This is a genomic window from Zunongwangia sp. HGR-M22, from assembly GCF_027594425.1.
Classification (GTDB): domain Bacteria; phylum Bacteroidota; class Bacteroidia; order Flavobacteriales; family Flavobacteriaceae; genus Zunongwangia.
In genome coordinates this window covers 1,977,583-1,993,801 of the sequence record NZ_CP115159.1, presented here as the reverse complement: position 1 = coordinate 1,993,801, position 16,219 = coordinate 1,977,583, and the positions used below count along the sequence as shown (strand labels likewise).

Below are 16,219 nucleotides of genomic sequence, written 5' to 3'. Positions count from 1 at the left end.
TATTTCTGCTTATTTTCGAATCTGTTACAAACAATCAAAATCATGGCAAATACGGCAAAAGGAACCGTTTATTATAAAGAAGAAGCATACCAGCAAATCAATAATTACCTACAGGAAGCCAATCATTCCAAAATATTTGTTCTTGTAGATACCAATACGCACGAACACTGTTTATCGGCTTTTTTACCTAAAATCATTACAGAGGTCGGGATTGAGATTATTGAAATAGATGCCGGTGAGCCCTATAAAAATTTAGATACCTGCATGGGAGTATGGCAAGCAATGTCTGATCTTGAAGGGGATCGTAAAAGTTTAATGATTAATTTGGGAGGTGGAGTTGTAACCGATCTTGGTGGTTTTGTTGCCTCTACTTTTAAAAGAGGAATTAATTATATAAATGTACCTACTACCCTACTTTCTATGGTAGATGCTTCTGTAGGTGGTAAAACCGGTGTAGATTTAGGTAATTTAAAAAATCAAATTGGTGTAATTTCTAATGCAGAGTTGGTTGTAGTTGATTCCGACTACTTAGCAACTTTACCTACAGAAGAAATGCGCAGTGGATTAGCTGAAATATTAAAACACGGTCTTATCGCTAATGAAGATTATTGGAATAAAGTTGGTCGATTAAGTGATCTTACATTAAATGATTTAGATGAAATTATTCGAACTTCCGTAGATATAAAAGCAAAAGTAGTAAAAGAAGATCCATACGAAAAGGGATTGCGAAAAACCTTAAATTACGGGCATACCTTGGGGCACGCCATAGAATCATATTGCTTAACTCATAACGACAAAAAGACCTTATTACATGGTGAAGCTGTTGCTATAGGGATGATATTAGCCACCTATATTTCAAAACATTTGAAAGATTTTCCTTCTGAAAAACTAGACGATATCACAAAACGAATTATTGATCTCTACGGAAAAACGGAATTTAGCCAGGAAGATATCGATCAGATTATCGATTTGATGAAATATGATAAGAAAAATGAAGCCGGAAAAATTAATTTCGTATTATTAAAAGACATAGGTGAAGCTGAAATTGACTGCGAGGTGCCAAATGATTTGATAATAAATGCTTTCGAATTTTATAAAAACGCCTAATTATTTTAATTTTATTATTTCATTAAAAATTTATACTTAAGCTTTTAGGTTACGTATTTTTAAGTATAATTGCAAAAAATTCAACCTTAGAAAATGAAAAGAGTAATTGTTGACTTTAAAAAATTAACACCCGAAATATTAAGCCTTCTGGTCGAAAAATATCCCGATGGCTACGATGATGATCACATTATCTCCTTTAAAAATCTTAAAGGAGAAACAGTAGATGCTGTAGAAGTAAAAACAGAAGATGCTATTTATCTAGTTAAAGTAAGTACTCGATTAGAAAATAAAATGGCTAATTTTGACGAAGATGATTATGATGATGAAGACTTTAACGAGCCTATTGTAGATATTCCTGAAAAGGGCGAAGAAGAGGAAGAAGATGACAATTAGTGTACATAATAAAAAAGGAGAACTTAAGAGTTCTCCTTTTTTATTATCAATTTTTTAGTCTAATTAGGCATGTTGATAATCATGTTTTCCCTCTTTAATCTCTTCAATTAATTTGTCATTAAAAGCTGGTAGATCATCCGGGGTTCTGCTGGTTACAAAACCTTCGTCAACTACTACTTCTTTATCTACCCATAAAGCTCCTGCGTTTTCAAGATCTTTTTTAATTGATGGGTAAGATGTCATTGTTCTTCCTTCTACAACTTCAGCATTAATCAAAGATTGTGGACCGTGGCAAATTGCTGCAACAATCTTACTTTGTTTAAAGAAATCTCTAATAAATACTAAAGCATCTTCGTTAGTACGTAAATTATCAGGATTAATAACACCGCCTGGTAAAACCAATGCGTTATAATCTTTGGCGCTTACTTCGCTTACCAATTTATCAACAGTAATATCTTTACCCCATTTATCTACATCCCAACTTTTAATAGAGCCAGATTTAATACTTACAACATCTGCAGTAAAACCTGCTTTTTCGATAGCTTCTTTTGGAGAAGTAAGTTCGCTTTCTTCAAATCCATCAGTAGCCAAAATTGCGATTCTCTTTTCCATAATTTTTCTTTTTTTAGGTTTACTCCAAAAGTAAGAACTATGAAGAAGAGGCTGTATTAAAGCGATTTTAAAATTATATTTTTTGGAGTTAATAAGAGTTAAACTTTATAAATCAACTCTTTTAAAGCATCTTAAGACTTCGGATTTTTATCCTTTTTGGCCATTCTAAGGTTTTCCTTTAATCTGTCAATTATTCTTTTTTCTTCTTTTAACTGTATTTTTTTCTTCTCTAGTTTTTCCATTTCCTGATAGATCGCCGGTTCTCCGTTTCTACCCAACTGAATTTTTTCGTTTTTCGCCAAAGCATACTGCACAGTAAATTCAGCTCCGTAGAACAAAATCATACAAGCGTAATAAACCCATAATAATATAAGTACGACGCTAGAAGCACCACCATAAACTGAAGTTGGCTCACTGGTACCAAAATAAAAACTAATTAAATACTCTCCTATTAAAAATAAAATAGTTGTTAGACTTGCTCCCCAAAAAGTTGTTTTCCATTTGATTTTGATATTCGGCAAAATTTTAAAAACAGCCATAAACAAACTGGTAATTACAAAAAAGCTAATTACAAAATTGATGATGTACAACATAGCTCCAGTAATATTTGGTGCAATAAAGTGTATTTTCTCTTTGATAAGATTTAGCAATGCTGAAAGCACAAGTGAAACTAACAGCAACAGCCCAATAACCAATATCATCCCAAAAGAAATAGCTCGATCTAATAATAATCCCCAAAAATCATTACGTTTTTCAGCAACATTCCAAATGTTATTCATTGCCAGTTTTAGCTGAACAAAAACACCTGTAGCACCAAAAAGCAGCATTCCTACTCCAAAAATAATCGCAAAAGTAGAATCTTTTGATAACCAGGCATTTGATATCATACTTTGAATAGCATCTGCGGCATCTGACCCTATAAAGCGCCCGATTTCTGACGTTATTCTTCCCTCTACCGCCTTTCTTCCAAAAAAACGCCCCGCTATGCTTACAATGATGATTAATAAAGATGGTAATGAAAACAAAGTGTAATAGGCAATAGTTGCACTACGCGAATAAGGCTCGTTTTTATTCCAACTTTTAAAAGCTTTGACCAAAAGTTTAAAAAAAGACTGGATTGATTTTATATATTTTGGGGGATTCTTCAAAGTTTATAGCGTTCTTGTAAAATTGTTAAATGATGCTTTGTATGTCCTATTATTATAAAACCAATAGCTCTTGGTGTTGCGGCAGATCCATTTATCTCTCCAACTGTTTTAAGCATATTTTCGGTAAAAGAATTAAATAAAATTGAAGTCGATTTTCTTACAATTTCAAATTCATCTTTTAGACTTTTTAAGCTTCGATGCTCGGCTCCTGAATTAACTACATACTCGTTATGATCAAATCCCGGCAAAGGCTTAGTCTCTTTTCTGGTTAAACTAAGCGCTCTATACTGAAAAATTCTTTCTACATCAATTAGATGTTGCAAAACTTCAGCAACAGTCCACTTTCCTTCCTCGTATTTAAATGATAATTGATCTTCAGACAAACTATCAAATAGATCTAAGCTTTCCTTCAGGTTCTCTAAAAATAATATCCCCAAAGAAGTCTCTTTGGGGATAATCTTGATATAATTTTCATAGAACGAATTATATTCAGAAATACTAATTTGCTCAATTGTCATTATGCAGAGTTTCTACTTGCATTGATATTTCCATACAATGATCTGGTCACCATCTTTTCAAACTCTTCTAAACGCGCACTATCTTCACCATTCTGAAGTTTTTGTACCATTCTTAATGCATGTTGCTGTATAGTAAGTAATGGTAATACAATACGCTCTCTGGCTTGTATAGAAGCTCTCATTGCTGGTTCGTTTTCCATTAAATCTTTATAACCAGTTACTTTAAGCAGCATTTCTTTAGAACGAATATATTCATCATGGATTAACTGCCAGAATTCGCCAAATTCTTCGTCTTCTTTCATATAAGAAGTAAGCTCAAAGAATGATTTCGTTAAACTCATCATACTGTTTTCCAGTAATGTTTTGAAGAATATCGAGTTATTATAAAGTTGCTTTACTTTATCGAACTCTCCATTTTCTTCATACTTTTTTAAAGCTTTTCCAACTCCAAAGAAACCAGGTACATTTTGTTTTAACTGGCTCCAGCTTCCAACAAAAGGAATAGCTCTTAAATTATCCAGATTTAATTCTTTATTATTTCTTTTTGAAGGACGACTACCAATATTTGTTTTAGAGTAATACTTTAAGGTACTCATTTTCTCTAAATAAGGTATAAACCTTGGGTGAGCTTTAAAGTCCATATAAGTATTGTAACTAGACTCTGCTAGACCTACCATAGTGGCGCGATCTTCCTCAGATAAATTATTTTTACCGTGATTGAAAATTTCGTTGGAAACCCCCGCACTTATTAACTGCTCAAGATTGTATTGGCAACTATCTTTGGTTCCAAAATTAGAACTAATCGTTTGTCCCTGTACTGTTAACTGAATTTCTTCATTTTCAATAGCAGATCCTAAGGAAGCATAAAATTGGTGAGTTTTTCCTCCTCCACGCGCTGGTGGTCCTCCACGCCCATCAAAAAAGGTTACTTTAATATCGTATTCTCTAGAAATCTCAGTTAATTCTTGTTTTGCTTTATAGATACTCCAGTTTGCCATTAAATAGCCACCATCTTTGGTACCATCACTAAAGCCAAGCATTATCGTTTGCTTGTTCCCTCTACGCTCTAAATGTTCACGATATACAGGATTGCTATATAAAGTCTTCATCACATCTGGTGAAGCTTTTAAATCGGGCACCGTCTCAAATAACGGAATAATATCTACCGTTGGTTGGTCCCAACCGCATAATCTTAGGAATGCAAACGGCTCTAAAATACTTTGCGGTACTTCACTATGACTAATAATATAGCGATTCGCACCTTTCTCACCATTTTTCTGCTGAATTTCCTTCATAGCATGGATAGACGATATTGTCGCTTTTCCCATACCATTTTCCTCTTCAAATTCATCTGCAGAAAGATTTCCTTTTACTTTCGTTAGAATGTCAATTTGCTCTTCGTTGGAAAGCTCTTTGTAATTACTAGGAATTAGATTATCGTCTCTTTTTTCGCAAACATTTATAATTTCTGAAAGAACTTCTTCGTGGACACCACTATCTTGGCGGATATCCAACGTAGCTAAATGATACCCAAAAAGATTAACCTTATTAAGTAAATCATCTACATCATCCAAGAAAAGAGATTGATGCTCGTCGATTAGTACTTCTCTAATAGAACGAAGTTTAGATTTTAAATCTTCCAGAGAAATTTTAATATCACCACTTTCAGAAACAGCGCCATCGTACAATTCTTTTTCGATTTCTTCGATTGTATCTCTAACGCCTTCAAAAGTTAATCTTCTTTTCAATTTTCTGGCATCCTGATAATAACAGAATAAAATGGTGCTTTTTAATCTCTTCGCAACCTGAAGTGTAATATTTGTGGTTACAAAAGGATTTCCATCACGATCTCCTCCCGGCCAGAAACCTAGTTCTATGATTTCGTTGCCTACACTTTCTCCATCAAATAAATTCTGCTGAATATAGTTGTAAATCTTACTTACACTTTGATAAAAAACGTTTTCAAAATACCATATTAAACTAACAGCTTCGTCGTATGGTGTTGGTTTTTCTTTTTTGAAAAAAGGTGTTTTTCCTAACTGTGATAGTAATTGCTTAATTTTTACAAGATCGTTTTCTTGGATTGCTTTGTCCAAGTCTGTAATAATTCCAAGAACAGCACCAGGATAAAATTGCGTTGGGTGAGCGGTTAAAGTTGGTCTTACTTTAAAGCGTTTTAAAAACTCCTTAATTCCTTCAGTCTGATTTTGTGATTCAGACTCTTCTTTCATATTTCTTAAAGTCCCAATACCATCCATGTTATTCACAATCGGGAATGCAGCATCTTCTATCGCATCAAACAAAACTACCTGTCGTTCTATATATTGAATAAACCTGAACAGAAGCTCATTCATCTCTTTTTCTGAAGGTTTATCGAGATATTTATCAAAAAAAGCTTCTACAATTTCAGAAGGATTTTTCTTTTGCTTGAAACCTTCTTCGCAAACTTCCTGAAAAAGAGGAAGTAATGAACCCGTTTTTTTGATATCATCAAAAGGCAGGGTTAAAAAAAGGCTATTATAAATTTGATACTTAGAAAGAACGTTCTCATTAAAGCGTTCTAACTTAGGCTCTCTGTGCATAATATTTGGTATTTAGTTGAATTTAAAAATATAAAAAAACCCTTCAAACAAAAGAGCTTAAAGGGTTTTTAATAAAAGTTTAAGTATTCCCTTATTTACAGCTCCTTGAAGATAGAGTGCATTAAACGCTTCTTATCGTTAATACTTTCTTCTAAAGAAATCATAGTTTCTGTACGGTAAACACCTTCTATATCATCTAATTGGAAAATAATTTCCTTTGCATGTTGGGTATTACGAGCACGAACTTTACAGAATACATTAAATTTCCCGGTAGTTACGTGAGCAACAGTAACAAAAGGAATTTCGTTGATTCTTTCTAAAACAAACTTGGTTTGAGAAGTGTTTTTAAGGAAAACACCTACATAAGCGATAAACGCATATCCCAATTTTTGGTAATCCAATGTCAAAGAAGAACCGATAATAATTCCTGCTTCCTCCATTTTCTTAACTCGAACATGAACAGTCCCTGCAGATATTAAAAGTTTTTTAGCGATATCTGTAAAAGGAGTCCTAGTATTCTCGATAAGCATGTCGAGAATCTGGTGATCTGTTTCGTCTAATTTAAATTTGGCCATTTTCTTAACTTCTTTTTATTATATGAACCTCAAAAATAATACAAAAACTTTGAAGTATTTATAATTTTTTGAAGAATTAATCACATTTAACCATTAAAATCTCTTTATTTAAGAGTAATTTATCGACTACAACGTTTTCGACTAATGACTTCTCACCTTCTAATTCAAGAATTTTGCCTTCACCTTCAAACTCACGATGACCATATTTATCAATTTTAGAGCTTATATTTTCAATTTTTGGTACAAATTCTATCTTCTCACCTACTAATTTTTCTGAATATTGAATGCTAACATCAAAAATACCATCCTTAATTCTTACATTTTTGATTAGAATATCGTTGAATTTTTTACCATTTTCGGGTATTTTGAAGTAATCATCTCCGCTAAAATTCAGATAGCTTTTAGTAGCAATGCTTCGTAATGAAGAAAAGATACTGGCAACTGCAAACTCCCGCGTAGTTTCTCTGGTATAATCATTAGGGAAATGTCCTTCTTCAAATAAAATTGTAGGTACGCCTTCACTTTGGAACGTATCTCCGGTACAATTTAGATTGAAACCATCGTCATATCGTCCAATCTGTTCTGGTAATGCTGCTTTTAAATCTTCAGCAATTTGTGCAATCACTTTCATGCTTTCTAATCGCTTTGGGGTGATATTACGCTCTTGATCTTCAGCTGGCGTTAAAAAAGACATTACAGCCGACTTATTAGTTAGTCCCGCACTAAAAATAGTTCGCTGCCCATGTAGATTTAAGCAAAAGTCTGGTTTCACTTCCTCAAAAATCTTTCTAAGAATTCTACTTTCAGGCTGCGTAAGATGCTGTGCATCTCTGTTTAAATCTACATTATTATAGTTAAAACGAGTGTATTTCCTAGCTCCATCGGGATTAAGCATTGGGATACAATATAAAGTAATATGATCTAAAATCACTCTCAAATCTGCCGAATCATTATTTATTAATGCATTAAATACATCTAATATAGCTTTAGTTGTAGTAGATTCATTTCCGTGCATTTGCGACCACGCAAGAACTTTTGTATTTCCGTTACCAATTTTTAAAAGATGAATAGGTTCTTTATTTACTGAAAAGCCAATTTTAGAAAGTTCCACATATTCTTCAAACTTATTCAATATAGGTTGAATGTGGGACTGATTTATATATCGCCCCTGAATTTCCTTAAGCTTAAAATCTCCATAAAGACTCATAATACTATCGATGGTTGCTTCGTATTTTCTCATGTTGACAAAAGTAAAAAACCTTTATTTTACAATTGTAAACACAGAAAATAAGTAGTTTCGTTTACAATTGTAAAACTCGCGAATGATTAGCTATTTATCTGTATTGGAAAAATTCCGTAAATGTTTAATTTGCATACTATTTATTTGTATTTTAGGTGTTTAATGTATTTTAGTTATAGTTTCAGTTTAATCATAAGAGTCGATTTACAAATGTAATTTGTATCATTGTAAATTATAATTTACATTTGTAAATATTAATATGTTTTAGTTTTTTACAATGGTAAACACTGAAGAGTTTACAAATAGACTACAGAAAATCATAGAATATTACGATTTAAGCGCCTCTTCTTTTGCTGACAAAATAGAAGTGGGACGCTCTTCTATTAGCCATTTACTCTCGGGAAGAAATAAACCAAGCTTAGAATTTGTAATGAAAATTGTAAAGACTTTTCCTGAAGTGGAACTTTACTGGCTACTAAATGGTAAAGGCGAATTTCCTAAAAGAGATAAAGCTTTTCAGAAAAAAGAAGAAAATAAAACGGAAACTAGACAGCAATCAACAACCGCAACGAAGAATAGCGATAATGATTTGTTTTCAGAAAGTCAGGAAAACAACAATAAAGAACAAAAGAATACGACTCCTATCATTCCTAATAACGGAAAGAAAATTGCTCGCGTAATTATATTTTATGAAGATGGCACTTTTGATGCCTTTGAAAATTGAATATCTAAGCCATTTGGATTAATTTTGCAATATGAAAAAATTAATCTTTCTTCTTATACCTTTCCTATTCTTTAGCTGCTTTGAGCCTGAAAAAAATTGCAAGGATTTTCATACAGGAACTTTCGAATTTCAAACCTATTTAAATGGCGAAATGGTTACTTCCCGTTTTGTTCGCAATGATAGTATAGAGATTGATACTTTCCAAGGTAAGACAGATACTTCTTCGGTAAGATGGGTAAACGATTGTGAGTATGTAATTAAAAATTTACATCCTAAAAATATGAAGGAACGACAGGCTATCCATATTCGCATTATCAAAACCGAAAAAGATGGATATACATTTGAATATGGAAAAGTAGGAGATCCCCGCAAAGAACGAGGATCTGTTTATAAAGTAGAAAAATAAAACCTATTTTGAATTATTATTCTTCAGCAATTCATTTTGCTCTTTTACAAGATCGGTCAAATTCGAGAGTAATTCTATATCTTTTGGCGTAGTTACCTTTTTATTTTTAGGATCTTGTGCCTGTGCTCTAAATCTATTCATAAACTTTACCACGAGGAATATGGTAAAGCCAATAATAAAAAAGTCGATTAACGCTTCTAATAAAGCCCCATAGTTTATCGCCACTTCTTCTACTGCTTCACCACCAGCAGCTACTGAAGCATCTATAGCGTCCCTTAATACGATCTTACGATCGGAAAACTGAATTCCATCGGTCATTAAACTTAGCGGCGGTGTAATCACCTGCTTAACTAAAACATCGATTACTTTATTAAAGGCAGCGCCAACTATCACACCTACGGCGATATCTACCATATTACCTTTAATGGCAAATTCTTTAAATTCCTTAAAAATTCCCATTATTCTTCATCAAATAATTTAGTCTGATTTTCTTCGGAAGAATCTTTATCTTCCTTAAAACTAGTTCCCGTTTTATTTAAATCTACCTGGTTTTCTTCTTCGTCTTCTTCATCTTCAGGATCTGCTATATCTGATAATGGATCTAATAAATTAATAGATTTCACCTTATCTGTAGTTAATTGATTTCCAAGTGCCTTAATACCTTTTACTGAAATAAATTCTTCAATATTAACTTCCTCATTAGCACGACGATCTTTTCCTTTCAATTTAGTGAATTCAATTTCGATCAATGGGTAGAAATCAGTCGATACAATTTCTAAATAAGCATCATCATGATCGCTAATAAATTTCTCTTCCCTGTCTGGATTTTCGATTAAGAATCTTTTTACGTAATAGCGTTCTTTTTCTGGCTCCCAATATACAGCTGAAATTGGCTTTTTAGGATTCCATTTTTCAAGCACTACCATTGCCTCGTTAAAATGTTTAGTAAGTTCTGGCTTAATGGTTTTTACAATGCCATCTTGAGTAATAATTAAAAGACGGTCTTCGCCTTTAAATTCGCCTAAAAGTTCACCACGCTCGTCAACATTTAGTCGCTTCACAACTTCATCAAACCAAATTTTTCTAGGTTTTAGGGTTGAAACTCCTTCCTCTTTCATTTCGATGCGCTTCACAGAGTATTTCGTAACAATATTTCCTTTTACATTTCGACCTTTTATCAGAATTTCAGCAAAATCTAAATCGAATTTCAGTTTTTTAATACTCCCTACCTGTCGTAAGAAAACAGTAATCACTTCGGCTTCACCATTTGGGTTTGCTGAGAAATAAAATACTTTTGAATCTTTTTTACCCTGTGTAAGGTCGTATTCGCGATCTCTGGTAACCGAGGTTACAGCAAAACGCTTTACATATGTTTTGCCACCCTTACCGTCGCGATAAATCATATTATAAATGGTACGCTTATCTTTTTTCTTAAAGACCGCTACATGAATTATATCTTTACCAATAAAAGTTTTCGTATCTACCTTTGTAACCATCATTTTACCATCTGCGGTAAAACAAATAATGTCATCGATATCAGAACAATCAGTAACATATTCATCCCGCTTTAAGGCAGTACCAACAAATCCTTCCTTACGGTTAACGTATAATTTGGTATTACGAATAACAACCTTGGAAGCTTCAATATCTTCAAATAATCTTAATTCGGTTTTACGATCTTTACCTTCGCCGTATTTCGCTTTAAGTTTAGAGAAATAATCTACAGCGTAATCTACAAGATTATCTAAATGATGTTTTATACGCGCAATTTCATCTTCCAGAGCGTCGATCTTCTGTTGTGCCTTATCGATGTCAAATTTGGAGATTCTCTTAATTCTGATTTCTGTAAGTCGGATTATATCTTCTTCGGTTACGGCTCTTTTGAGGTGTTTTATATGTGGCTTTAAACCTTCGTCAATAGCTTTTATAACACCTTCCCAGGTTTCTTCTTCTTCGATTAAGCGGTAAATCCTATTTTCAATAAAAATTCGTTCTAAAGAAGAAAAATGCCATTGTTCGTCTAGCTCGTCTAGGGTAATTTCCAGTTCTCGCTTTAGTAAATGAAGAGTGTGATCTGTAGAATATCTTAAAATATCTGATACTCCTAAGAACTCTGGCTTATTATCTACAATTACACATCCTAAAGGTGCCAGTGAATTTTCGCATTGGGTAAAAGCATACAGCGCATCTATAGTTCGATCTGGAGAAATATTATTAGGAAGATGAATCTGAATTTCTACTTCAGCAGCAGTATTGTCTTCAATCTTCTTAATTTTAATCTTCCCTTTATCGTTAGCTTTTAAAACTGAATCTATTAAACTTGTTGTCGTGGTACCGAAAGGAATTTCAGTAATGACCAACGTATTTTTATCAAGCTGACTTATTTTTGCGCGTACTCTTACACGACCTCCACGTTGCCCGTCGTTATAATTTGAAATATCTGCTATCCCTCCCGTCGGGAAATCTGGAAACAATTGAAATCTTTTTCCTCTAAGATGCTTTATTGAGGCATCTATTAATTCATTAAAGTTATGCGGAAGTAATCGAGTACTAAGACCAACGGCAATACCTTCTGCGCCTTGGGCCAATAGCATTGGGAATTTTACCGGTAAATTTACAGGCTCTTTTTTACGACCATCGTAAGACAATTGCCATTCGGTTAATTTAGGATTATATAAAACCTCTAGAGCAAATTTAGATAATCGAGCTTCTATATATCTGGGAGCAGCTGCACGATCCCCGGTTAAAATATTCCCCCAGTTTCCCTGCGTATCGATTAGAATATCTTTCTGGCCAATTTGAACCATCGCATCACCAATACTGGCATCGCCGTGAGGGTGATATTGCATTGTATGCCCAACAATATTCGCTACCTTGTTGTAACGACCATCATCAAGATCTTTCATAGAATGCATAATACGCCTTTGCACCGGTTTAAAGCCATCTTCCATTGCCGGTACGGCGCGCTCTAAAATTACATAAGAAGCATAGTCCAAAAACCAGTCTTTGTACATACCGGTTACTCGGATAATTTCTTCTTTAGGATTATTTAGTTGTTCGTCTTTAGATTCTTCGGGATTCTCTTCCATAAGTTAAGCCACAGCTTTAGGTTTGTCCAAAACATTTTTTAAAGATTCGACCAATTCTCGCTTCTTTTTTCTACTTAAAAATGTGGTGTTAAAAGTATATTTTTTAAAACCTTTTCTTCGTCTGGATTTTATATAAATAGTGATGCTTGAATAAACACCATAATCTGTAAAATTATAATTGGCGAGTTTTCTTTTTGGAAATTCTGCTTTCTTTAAGCGGTACTCCATAAATTTTGAAAAGAAAACGCCATTATTCTTAAAAATTAGCGTTTCTCCTTCACCATCGAAATTGAAACTTACACCAACTCTATGAACTAATAGAAATAGAACAAAGGTTACAATATTCGGTAAAAAATGACTAAAATTAATAGGCTCATCACGCCCCATTAATTCGAGATTTACAAAAAAATTAGTAAGAAAAACGGCCACCAAAACAATATAAATAGAAGGTATTATTTTGATTTCGTTACTATTATTCAGTCTCATATTCCCAATTCTTCGATAAGATCTAGTTCGACCTTCAAATTATCAATAATAAAATCCTGTCTATCGGGTGTATTTTTTCCCATGTAAAAGCTAAGCATTTCTTCGATAGATTTATCTTTATCCAACATCACGGGATCCAATCGTATATCTTCACCAATAAAATATTTAAATTCATCTGGAGATATCTCCCCTAGACCTTTAAATCGAGTTATTTCAACCTTTCCTTTAAGTTTTTCAACAGCCCTTTTTCGTTCATATTCAGAGTAGCAATAAATAGTTTCCTTTTTATTTCGCACTCTAAATAGTGGTGTTTGTAAAATATAAAGATGATTTTCTTTTATCAATTCAGGGAAAAACTGAAGAAAAAATGTAATTAATAATAAGCGAATATGCATTCCATCTACATCGGCATCTGTTGCGATCACGATATTATTATAGCGAAGATCCTCCATAGACTCCTCGATATTAAGAGCTGCCTGTAAAAGATTAAATTCTTCGTTTTCGTAAACAATTTTTTTACTCAACCCATAGCTATTCAGTGGTTTTCCTTTCAAACTAAAAACAGCTTGCGTGTTAACATCGCGTGACTTGGTAATAGATCCACTAGCCGAATCACCCTCGGTAATAAAAAGCGTGGTCTCTAAATATCGCTCTTTTTTACTATCCCCTAAATGGATTCTGCAATCTCTTAGTTTCTTATTATGCAGGCTGGCTTTCTTTGCTCTTTCTTTAGCTAATTTTCTTATTCCTGAAAGATCCTTTCTTTCGCGCTCGGCCTGTAATATTTTACGCTGAAGTTTATCTGCAGTTTCTTGATTTTTATGCAGATAATTATCAAAATTACGCTTTACAAAATCATTGATATAGGTTCTTACAGTTGGAAAATCTCCTCCCATATCGGTAGAACCTAATTTTGTTTTGGTCTGACTTTCAAAAACCGGTTCCATTACTTTAATGGAAATAGCTGCTACCACAGATTTTCTAATATCTGAAGCGTCATAATTTTTTCCGTAGAATTCTCTAACGGTTTTCACCAAAGCTTCTCTAAAAGCAGCAAGATGTGTCCCACCTTGCGAAGTATTTTGACCATTTACAAAAGAGTGATACTCTTCGCTGTATTGAGCTTTACTATGCGTAATCGCCAGCTCGATATCATCACCCCGTAAATGTATAATTGGATATAATCGATCTTCTTGTTTTAATGTATCACTTAAAAGATCTTTTAATCCATTTTCTGAATAAAACTTTTCTCCATTAAAAATTATAGTTAATCCAGGATTTAGATACACATAATTTTTAATCATTTTTTCGATGTACTCATTTCTAAACTTGAAGTTTTTAAAAATAAGCTCATCTGGTACAAAAGTTACTTTGGTACCACGGCGACGAGAAGTTTCTTCTAATGATTCTTCTTCCTTTAAATTTCCCTGTTCAAATTCTGCTGCATGGGATTTCCCGTCTCTATTAGATTCAACTCTAAAATAAGAAGAAAGCGCATTTACAGCTTTGGTACCAACACCGTTTAATCCAACAGATTTTTTAAACGCCCTGGAATCGTATTTACCACCGGTATTCATTTTAGAAACCACATCTACCACCTTCCCTAGCGGAATACCACGACCATAATCCCTAACGATAACACGCTGATTTTGTACAGAAACCTCGATCGTTTTACCAGATCCCATAACAAACTCATCGATACAGTTATCCAGTACTTCTTTCAATAAAATATAAATTCCGTCGTCTGCACTAGAACCATCTCCCAGTTTCCCGATATACATCCCGGGGCGCATACGGATATGTTCTTTCCAATCTAGCGACCGAATATTATCTTCAGTATACTTTGTTTCCTGACTCATATGTGTAAATAGTGGAGATTCCCGGCTAATATAAGATATACCGGGAAAAGTTAAAACCTTGTTGCCACAAAGTAATTAACAAAGACTTTAGAAAAAATGTTAATTGCGCAATTTTTTAAAATTCCATGCTATTGCACCCCTGAATTTTAAAAATAAATGAAATAGCAAATATCCTTTTGATGTATTACAAAGTAAAATATTTGTCTGCTAAAACTACAAAGTGTGAAGTTTGTAATTAGATTTAAAACTTCAATATTCCTTTTAAAGGTTTACACGTTGAATCTAAAATGCATTACATCCCCATCCTGTACAATATATTCTTTACCTTCAACTCGCATTTTGCCCGCTTCTTTAACTTTAGCTTCAGATCCTAATTCTGAAAAGTCATTATAAGAAATTACCTCAGCACGAATAAAGCCTTTCTCAAAATCGGTATGAATAACTCCCGCAGCTTGTGGTGCAGTTGAACCAATAGGAATAGTCCACGCTCTAACCTCTTTAACTCCGGCTGTAAAATAAGTCTGCAAATTTAAAAGACTGTACGCACCACGAATAAGTTTGGCAGATCCTGGTTCTTCTAATCCAATATCCTGAAGAAACATCTGGCGCTCTTCATAATCATCAAGTTCCGTAATATCAGCTTCAGTTCCCACGGCAAGCACTAAAACCTCAGCGTTTTCTTCTTTTACGGCTTCACGAACTCGATCTACATGGCTGTTCCCATTTACCGCAGCTTCTTCATTCACATTACAAACATACATTACCGGCTTATCGGTAATAAATTGCAAAGGTTTGATAAACTCCTTATGCTCATCTTCAGTAAAATCTACCGCTCTAATCGATTTTCCTGCTTCTAAACCTTCTTTTGCTTTTAGTAATGCAGTTTCTTCTTTTTGCGCTTCCTTATTACCAGTTTTAGCCGCGCGTTTTACTTTGTCCAACTTTTTTTCTACCGTATCTAAATCTTTAAGTTGAAGCTCCATATCGATAGTTTCTTTATCCCGAATAGGATCTATAGAACCATCAACATGTACAATATTATCGTTATCAAAACATCTTAATACATGAAGAATAGCATCGGTTTCACGAATATTAGCCAAAAATTGATTTCCAAGACCTTCTCCCTTACTAGCGCCCTTAACAAGACCAGCAATATCTACAATCTCTACTGTTGCCGGCTGTACTCTTTCTGGATTCACCAATTCTTCTAATCGCTGGATACGAGGATCTGGAACATTAACTACTCCTACGTTAGGTTCGATCGTACAAAAAGGAAAGTTTGCACTTTGCGCTTTGGCATTGGAAAGACAATTAAATAGAGTCGATTTTCCTACGTTTGGTAATCCTACAATTCCGGCTTTCATAAATTAAATTTTGATGCTATTAATTTTGCGGCTGCAAAGATATGAATTAGATACGAATTTAATTGATAATACCTATTTTAAATATCCCTAAAAAACTTTATAAAAGCAAAAAAGGA

At 33.7% G+C, this 16,219-nt stretch carries 15 protein-coding genes; 4 read left to right on the top strand and 11 right to left on the bottom strand.

The genetic code is table 11. From position 1 onward, the window contains the following. Positions 1-42 precede the first annotated feature (42 nt). Positions 43-1,107: a 3-dehydroquinate synthase gene (aroB, locus tag PBT91_RS08630; protein ID WP_270061377.1), complete on the top strand. Its 1,065-nt coding sequence runs from the start codon at positions 43-45 to the stop codon at positions 1,105-1,107. 93 nt (positions 1,108-1,200) lie between these two features. Beyond that, the gene (locus tag PBT91_RS08625) at positions 1,201-1,500 is read left to right on the top strand and encodes a hypothetical protein (RefSeq protein ID WP_270061376.1); all 300 of its coding nucleotides are present in this window, start codon (positions 1,201-1,203) and stop codon (positions 1,498-1,500) included. Between the two features lie 63 nt (positions 1,501-1,563). Here PBT91_RS08625 and PBT91_RS08620 read toward each other — a convergent pair whose 3' ends face one another. From PBT91_RS08620 to PBT91_RS08595, 6 genes are all read right to left on the bottom strand, one after another. After that, the gene (locus PBT91_RS08620) at positions 1,564-2,112 is read right to left on the bottom strand and encodes a type 1 glutamine amidotransferase domain-containing protein (protein WP_270061375.1); all 549 of its coding nucleotides are present in this window, start codon (positions 2,110-2,112) and stop codon (positions 1,564-1,566) included. A 131-nt stretch (positions 2,113-2,243) separates the two neighbouring features. Then, entirely contained in the window at positions 2,244-3,209 is a 966-nt protein-coding gene (locus PBT91_RS08615) for a YihY/virulence factor BrkB family protein (protein WP_270061374.1), read from the bottom strand. A gap of 47 nt (positions 3,210-3,256) precedes the next feature. Further along, entirely contained in the window at positions 3,257-3,778 is a 522-nt protein-coding gene (locus PBT91_RS08610) for a DinB family protein (protein ID WP_270061373.1), read from the bottom strand. Beyond that, entirely contained in the window at positions 3,778-6,360 is a 2,583-nt protein-coding gene (locus PBT91_RS08605) for a phosphoenolpyruvate carboxylase (protein ID WP_270061372.1), read from the bottom strand. Before PBT91_RS08605 ends, PBT91_RS08610 begins: the two co-directional genes overlap by 1 nt. A 95-nt stretch (positions 6,361-6,455) precedes the next feature. Then, positions 6,456-6,935, bottom strand: coding sequence for an Lrp/AsnC family transcriptional regulator (locus PBT91_RS08600; RefSeq protein ID WP_013072138.1), 480 nt, complete (start codon positions 6,933-6,935; stop codon positions 6,456-6,458). A 76-nt stretch (positions 6,936-7,011) separates the two neighbouring features. After that, positions 7,012-8,175, bottom strand: coding sequence for a M14 family zinc carboxypeptidase (locus PBT91_RS08595; RefSeq protein WP_270061371.1), 1,164 nt, complete (start codon positions 8,173-8,175; stop codon positions 7,012-7,014). Positions 8,176-8,452: 277 nt separating this feature from the next. Between PBT91_RS08595 and PBT91_RS08590 the strand changes: the two genes are divergently transcribed. Further along, the gene (locus PBT91_RS08590) at positions 8,453-8,899 is read left to right on the top strand and encodes a helix-turn-helix transcriptional regulator (protein ID WP_270061370.1); all 447 of its coding nucleotides are present in this window, start codon (positions 8,453-8,455) and stop codon (positions 8,897-8,899) included. 31 nt (positions 8,900-8,930) lie between these two features. After that, complete coding sequence (locus tag PBT91_RS08585) at positions 8,931-9,305, top strand: DNA topoisomerase IV (protein WP_270061369.1); 375 nt, start codon at positions 8,931-8,933, stop codon at positions 9,303-9,305. 3 nt (positions 9,306-9,308) lie between these two features. Here PBT91_RS08585 and mscL read toward each other — a convergent pair whose 3' ends face one another. The 5 genes from mscL to ychF all read right to left on the bottom strand — a co-directional run bounded on the left by mscL (position 9,309) and on the right by ychF (position 16,103). Beyond that, on the bottom strand, positions 9,309-9,764 hold the full coding sequence (gene mscL, locus PBT91_RS08580) for a large conductance mechanosensitive channel protein MscL (RefSeq protein ID WP_270061368.1): 456 nt from the start codon (positions 9,762-9,764) through the stop codon (positions 9,309-9,311). Continuing rightward, positions 9,764-12,394, bottom strand: a complete 2,631-nt coding sequence (locus PBT91_RS08575) for a DNA gyrase/topoisomerase IV subunit A (RefSeq protein WP_270061367.1) — start codon at positions 12,392-12,394, stop codon at positions 9,764-9,766. Before PBT91_RS08575 ends, mscL begins: the two co-directional genes overlap by 1 nt. A gap of 3 nt (positions 12,395-12,397) precedes the next feature. Then, the gene (locus PBT91_RS08570) at positions 12,398-12,880 is read right to left on the bottom strand and encodes a hypothetical protein (protein WP_270061366.1); all 483 of its coding nucleotides are present in this window, start codon (positions 12,878-12,880) and stop codon (positions 12,398-12,400) included. Next, positions 12,877-14,739 (bottom strand): DNA topoisomerase IV subunit B, encoded by a 1,863-nt coding sequence (locus PBT91_RS08565; RefSeq protein WP_270061365.1) that lies wholly within the window; start codon positions 14,737-14,739, stop codon positions 12,877-12,879. The genes PBT91_RS08570 and PBT91_RS08565 overlap by 4 nt, the downstream gene beginning before the upstream one ends. Positions 14,740-15,008: 269 nt before the next feature. Continuing rightward, the gene (gene ychF, locus PBT91_RS08560; RefSeq protein ID WP_270061364.1) at positions 15,009-16,103 is read right to left on the bottom strand and encodes a redox-regulated ATPase YchF; all 1,095 of its coding nucleotides are present in this window, start codon (positions 16,101-16,103) and stop codon (positions 15,009-15,011) included. Positions 16,104-16,219 lie beyond the last annotated feature (116 nt).

What these genes read in the sequence shown, in the direction of transcription:
- PBT91_RS08590 (WP_270061370.1), top strand. Translation starts at nt 8,453, where the DNA reads ATGGTAAACACTGAAGAGTTTACAAATAGACTACAGAAAATCATAGAA.
- aroB (WP_270061377.1), top strand. Translation starts at nt 43, where the DNA reads ATGGCAAATACGGCAAAAGGAACCGTTTATTATAAAGAAGAAGCATAC.
- PBT91_RS08585 (WP_270061369.1), top strand. Translation starts at nt 8,931, where the DNA reads ATGAAAAAATTAATCTTTCTTCTTATACCTTTCCTATTCTTTAGCTGC.
- PBT91_RS08570 (WP_270061366.1), bottom strand. Translation starts at nt 12,880, where the DNA reads ATGAGACTGAATAATAGTAACGAAATCAAAATAATACCTTCTATTTAT.
- PBT91_RS08575 (WP_270061367.1), bottom strand. Translation starts at nt 12,394, where the DNA reads ATGGAAGAGAATCCCGAAGAATCTAAAGACGAACAACTAAATAATCCT.
- PBT91_RS08625 (WP_270061376.1), top strand. Translation starts at nt 1,201, where the DNA reads ATGAAAAGAGTAATTGTTGACTTTAAAAAATTAACACCCGAAATATTA.
- PBT91_RS08610 (WP_270061373.1), bottom strand. Translation starts at nt 3,778, where the DNA reads ATGACAATTGAGCAAATTAGTATTTCTGAATATAATTCGTTCTATGAA.
- PBT91_RS08605 (WP_270061372.1), bottom strand. Translation starts at nt 6,360, where the DNA reads ATGCACAGAGAGCCTAAGTTAGAACGCTTTAATGAGAACGTTCTTTCT.
- ychF (WP_270061364.1), bottom strand. Translation starts at nt 16,103, where the DNA reads ATGAAAGCCGGAATTGTAGGATTACCAAACGTAGGAAAATCGACTCTA.
- PBT91_RS08600 (WP_013072138.1), bottom strand. Translation starts at nt 6,935, where the DNA reads ATGGCCAAATTTAAATTAGACGAAACAGATCACCAGATTCTCGACATG.
- PBT91_RS08620 (WP_270061375.1), bottom strand. Translation starts at nt 2,112, where the DNA reads ATGGAAAAGAGAATCGCAATTTTGGCTACTGATGGATTTGAAGAAAGC.
- mscL (WP_270061368.1), bottom strand. Translation starts at nt 9,764, where the DNA reads ATGGGAATTTTTAAGGAATTTAAAGAATTTGCCATTAAAGGTAATATG.
- PBT91_RS08565 (WP_270061365.1), bottom strand. Translation starts at nt 14,739, where the DNA reads ATGAGTCAGGAAACAAAGTATACTGAAGATAATATTCGGTCGCTAGAT.
- PBT91_RS08595 (WP_270061371.1), bottom strand. Translation starts at nt 8,175, where the DNA reads ATGAGAAAATACGAAGCAACCATCGATAGTATTATGAGTCTTTATGGA.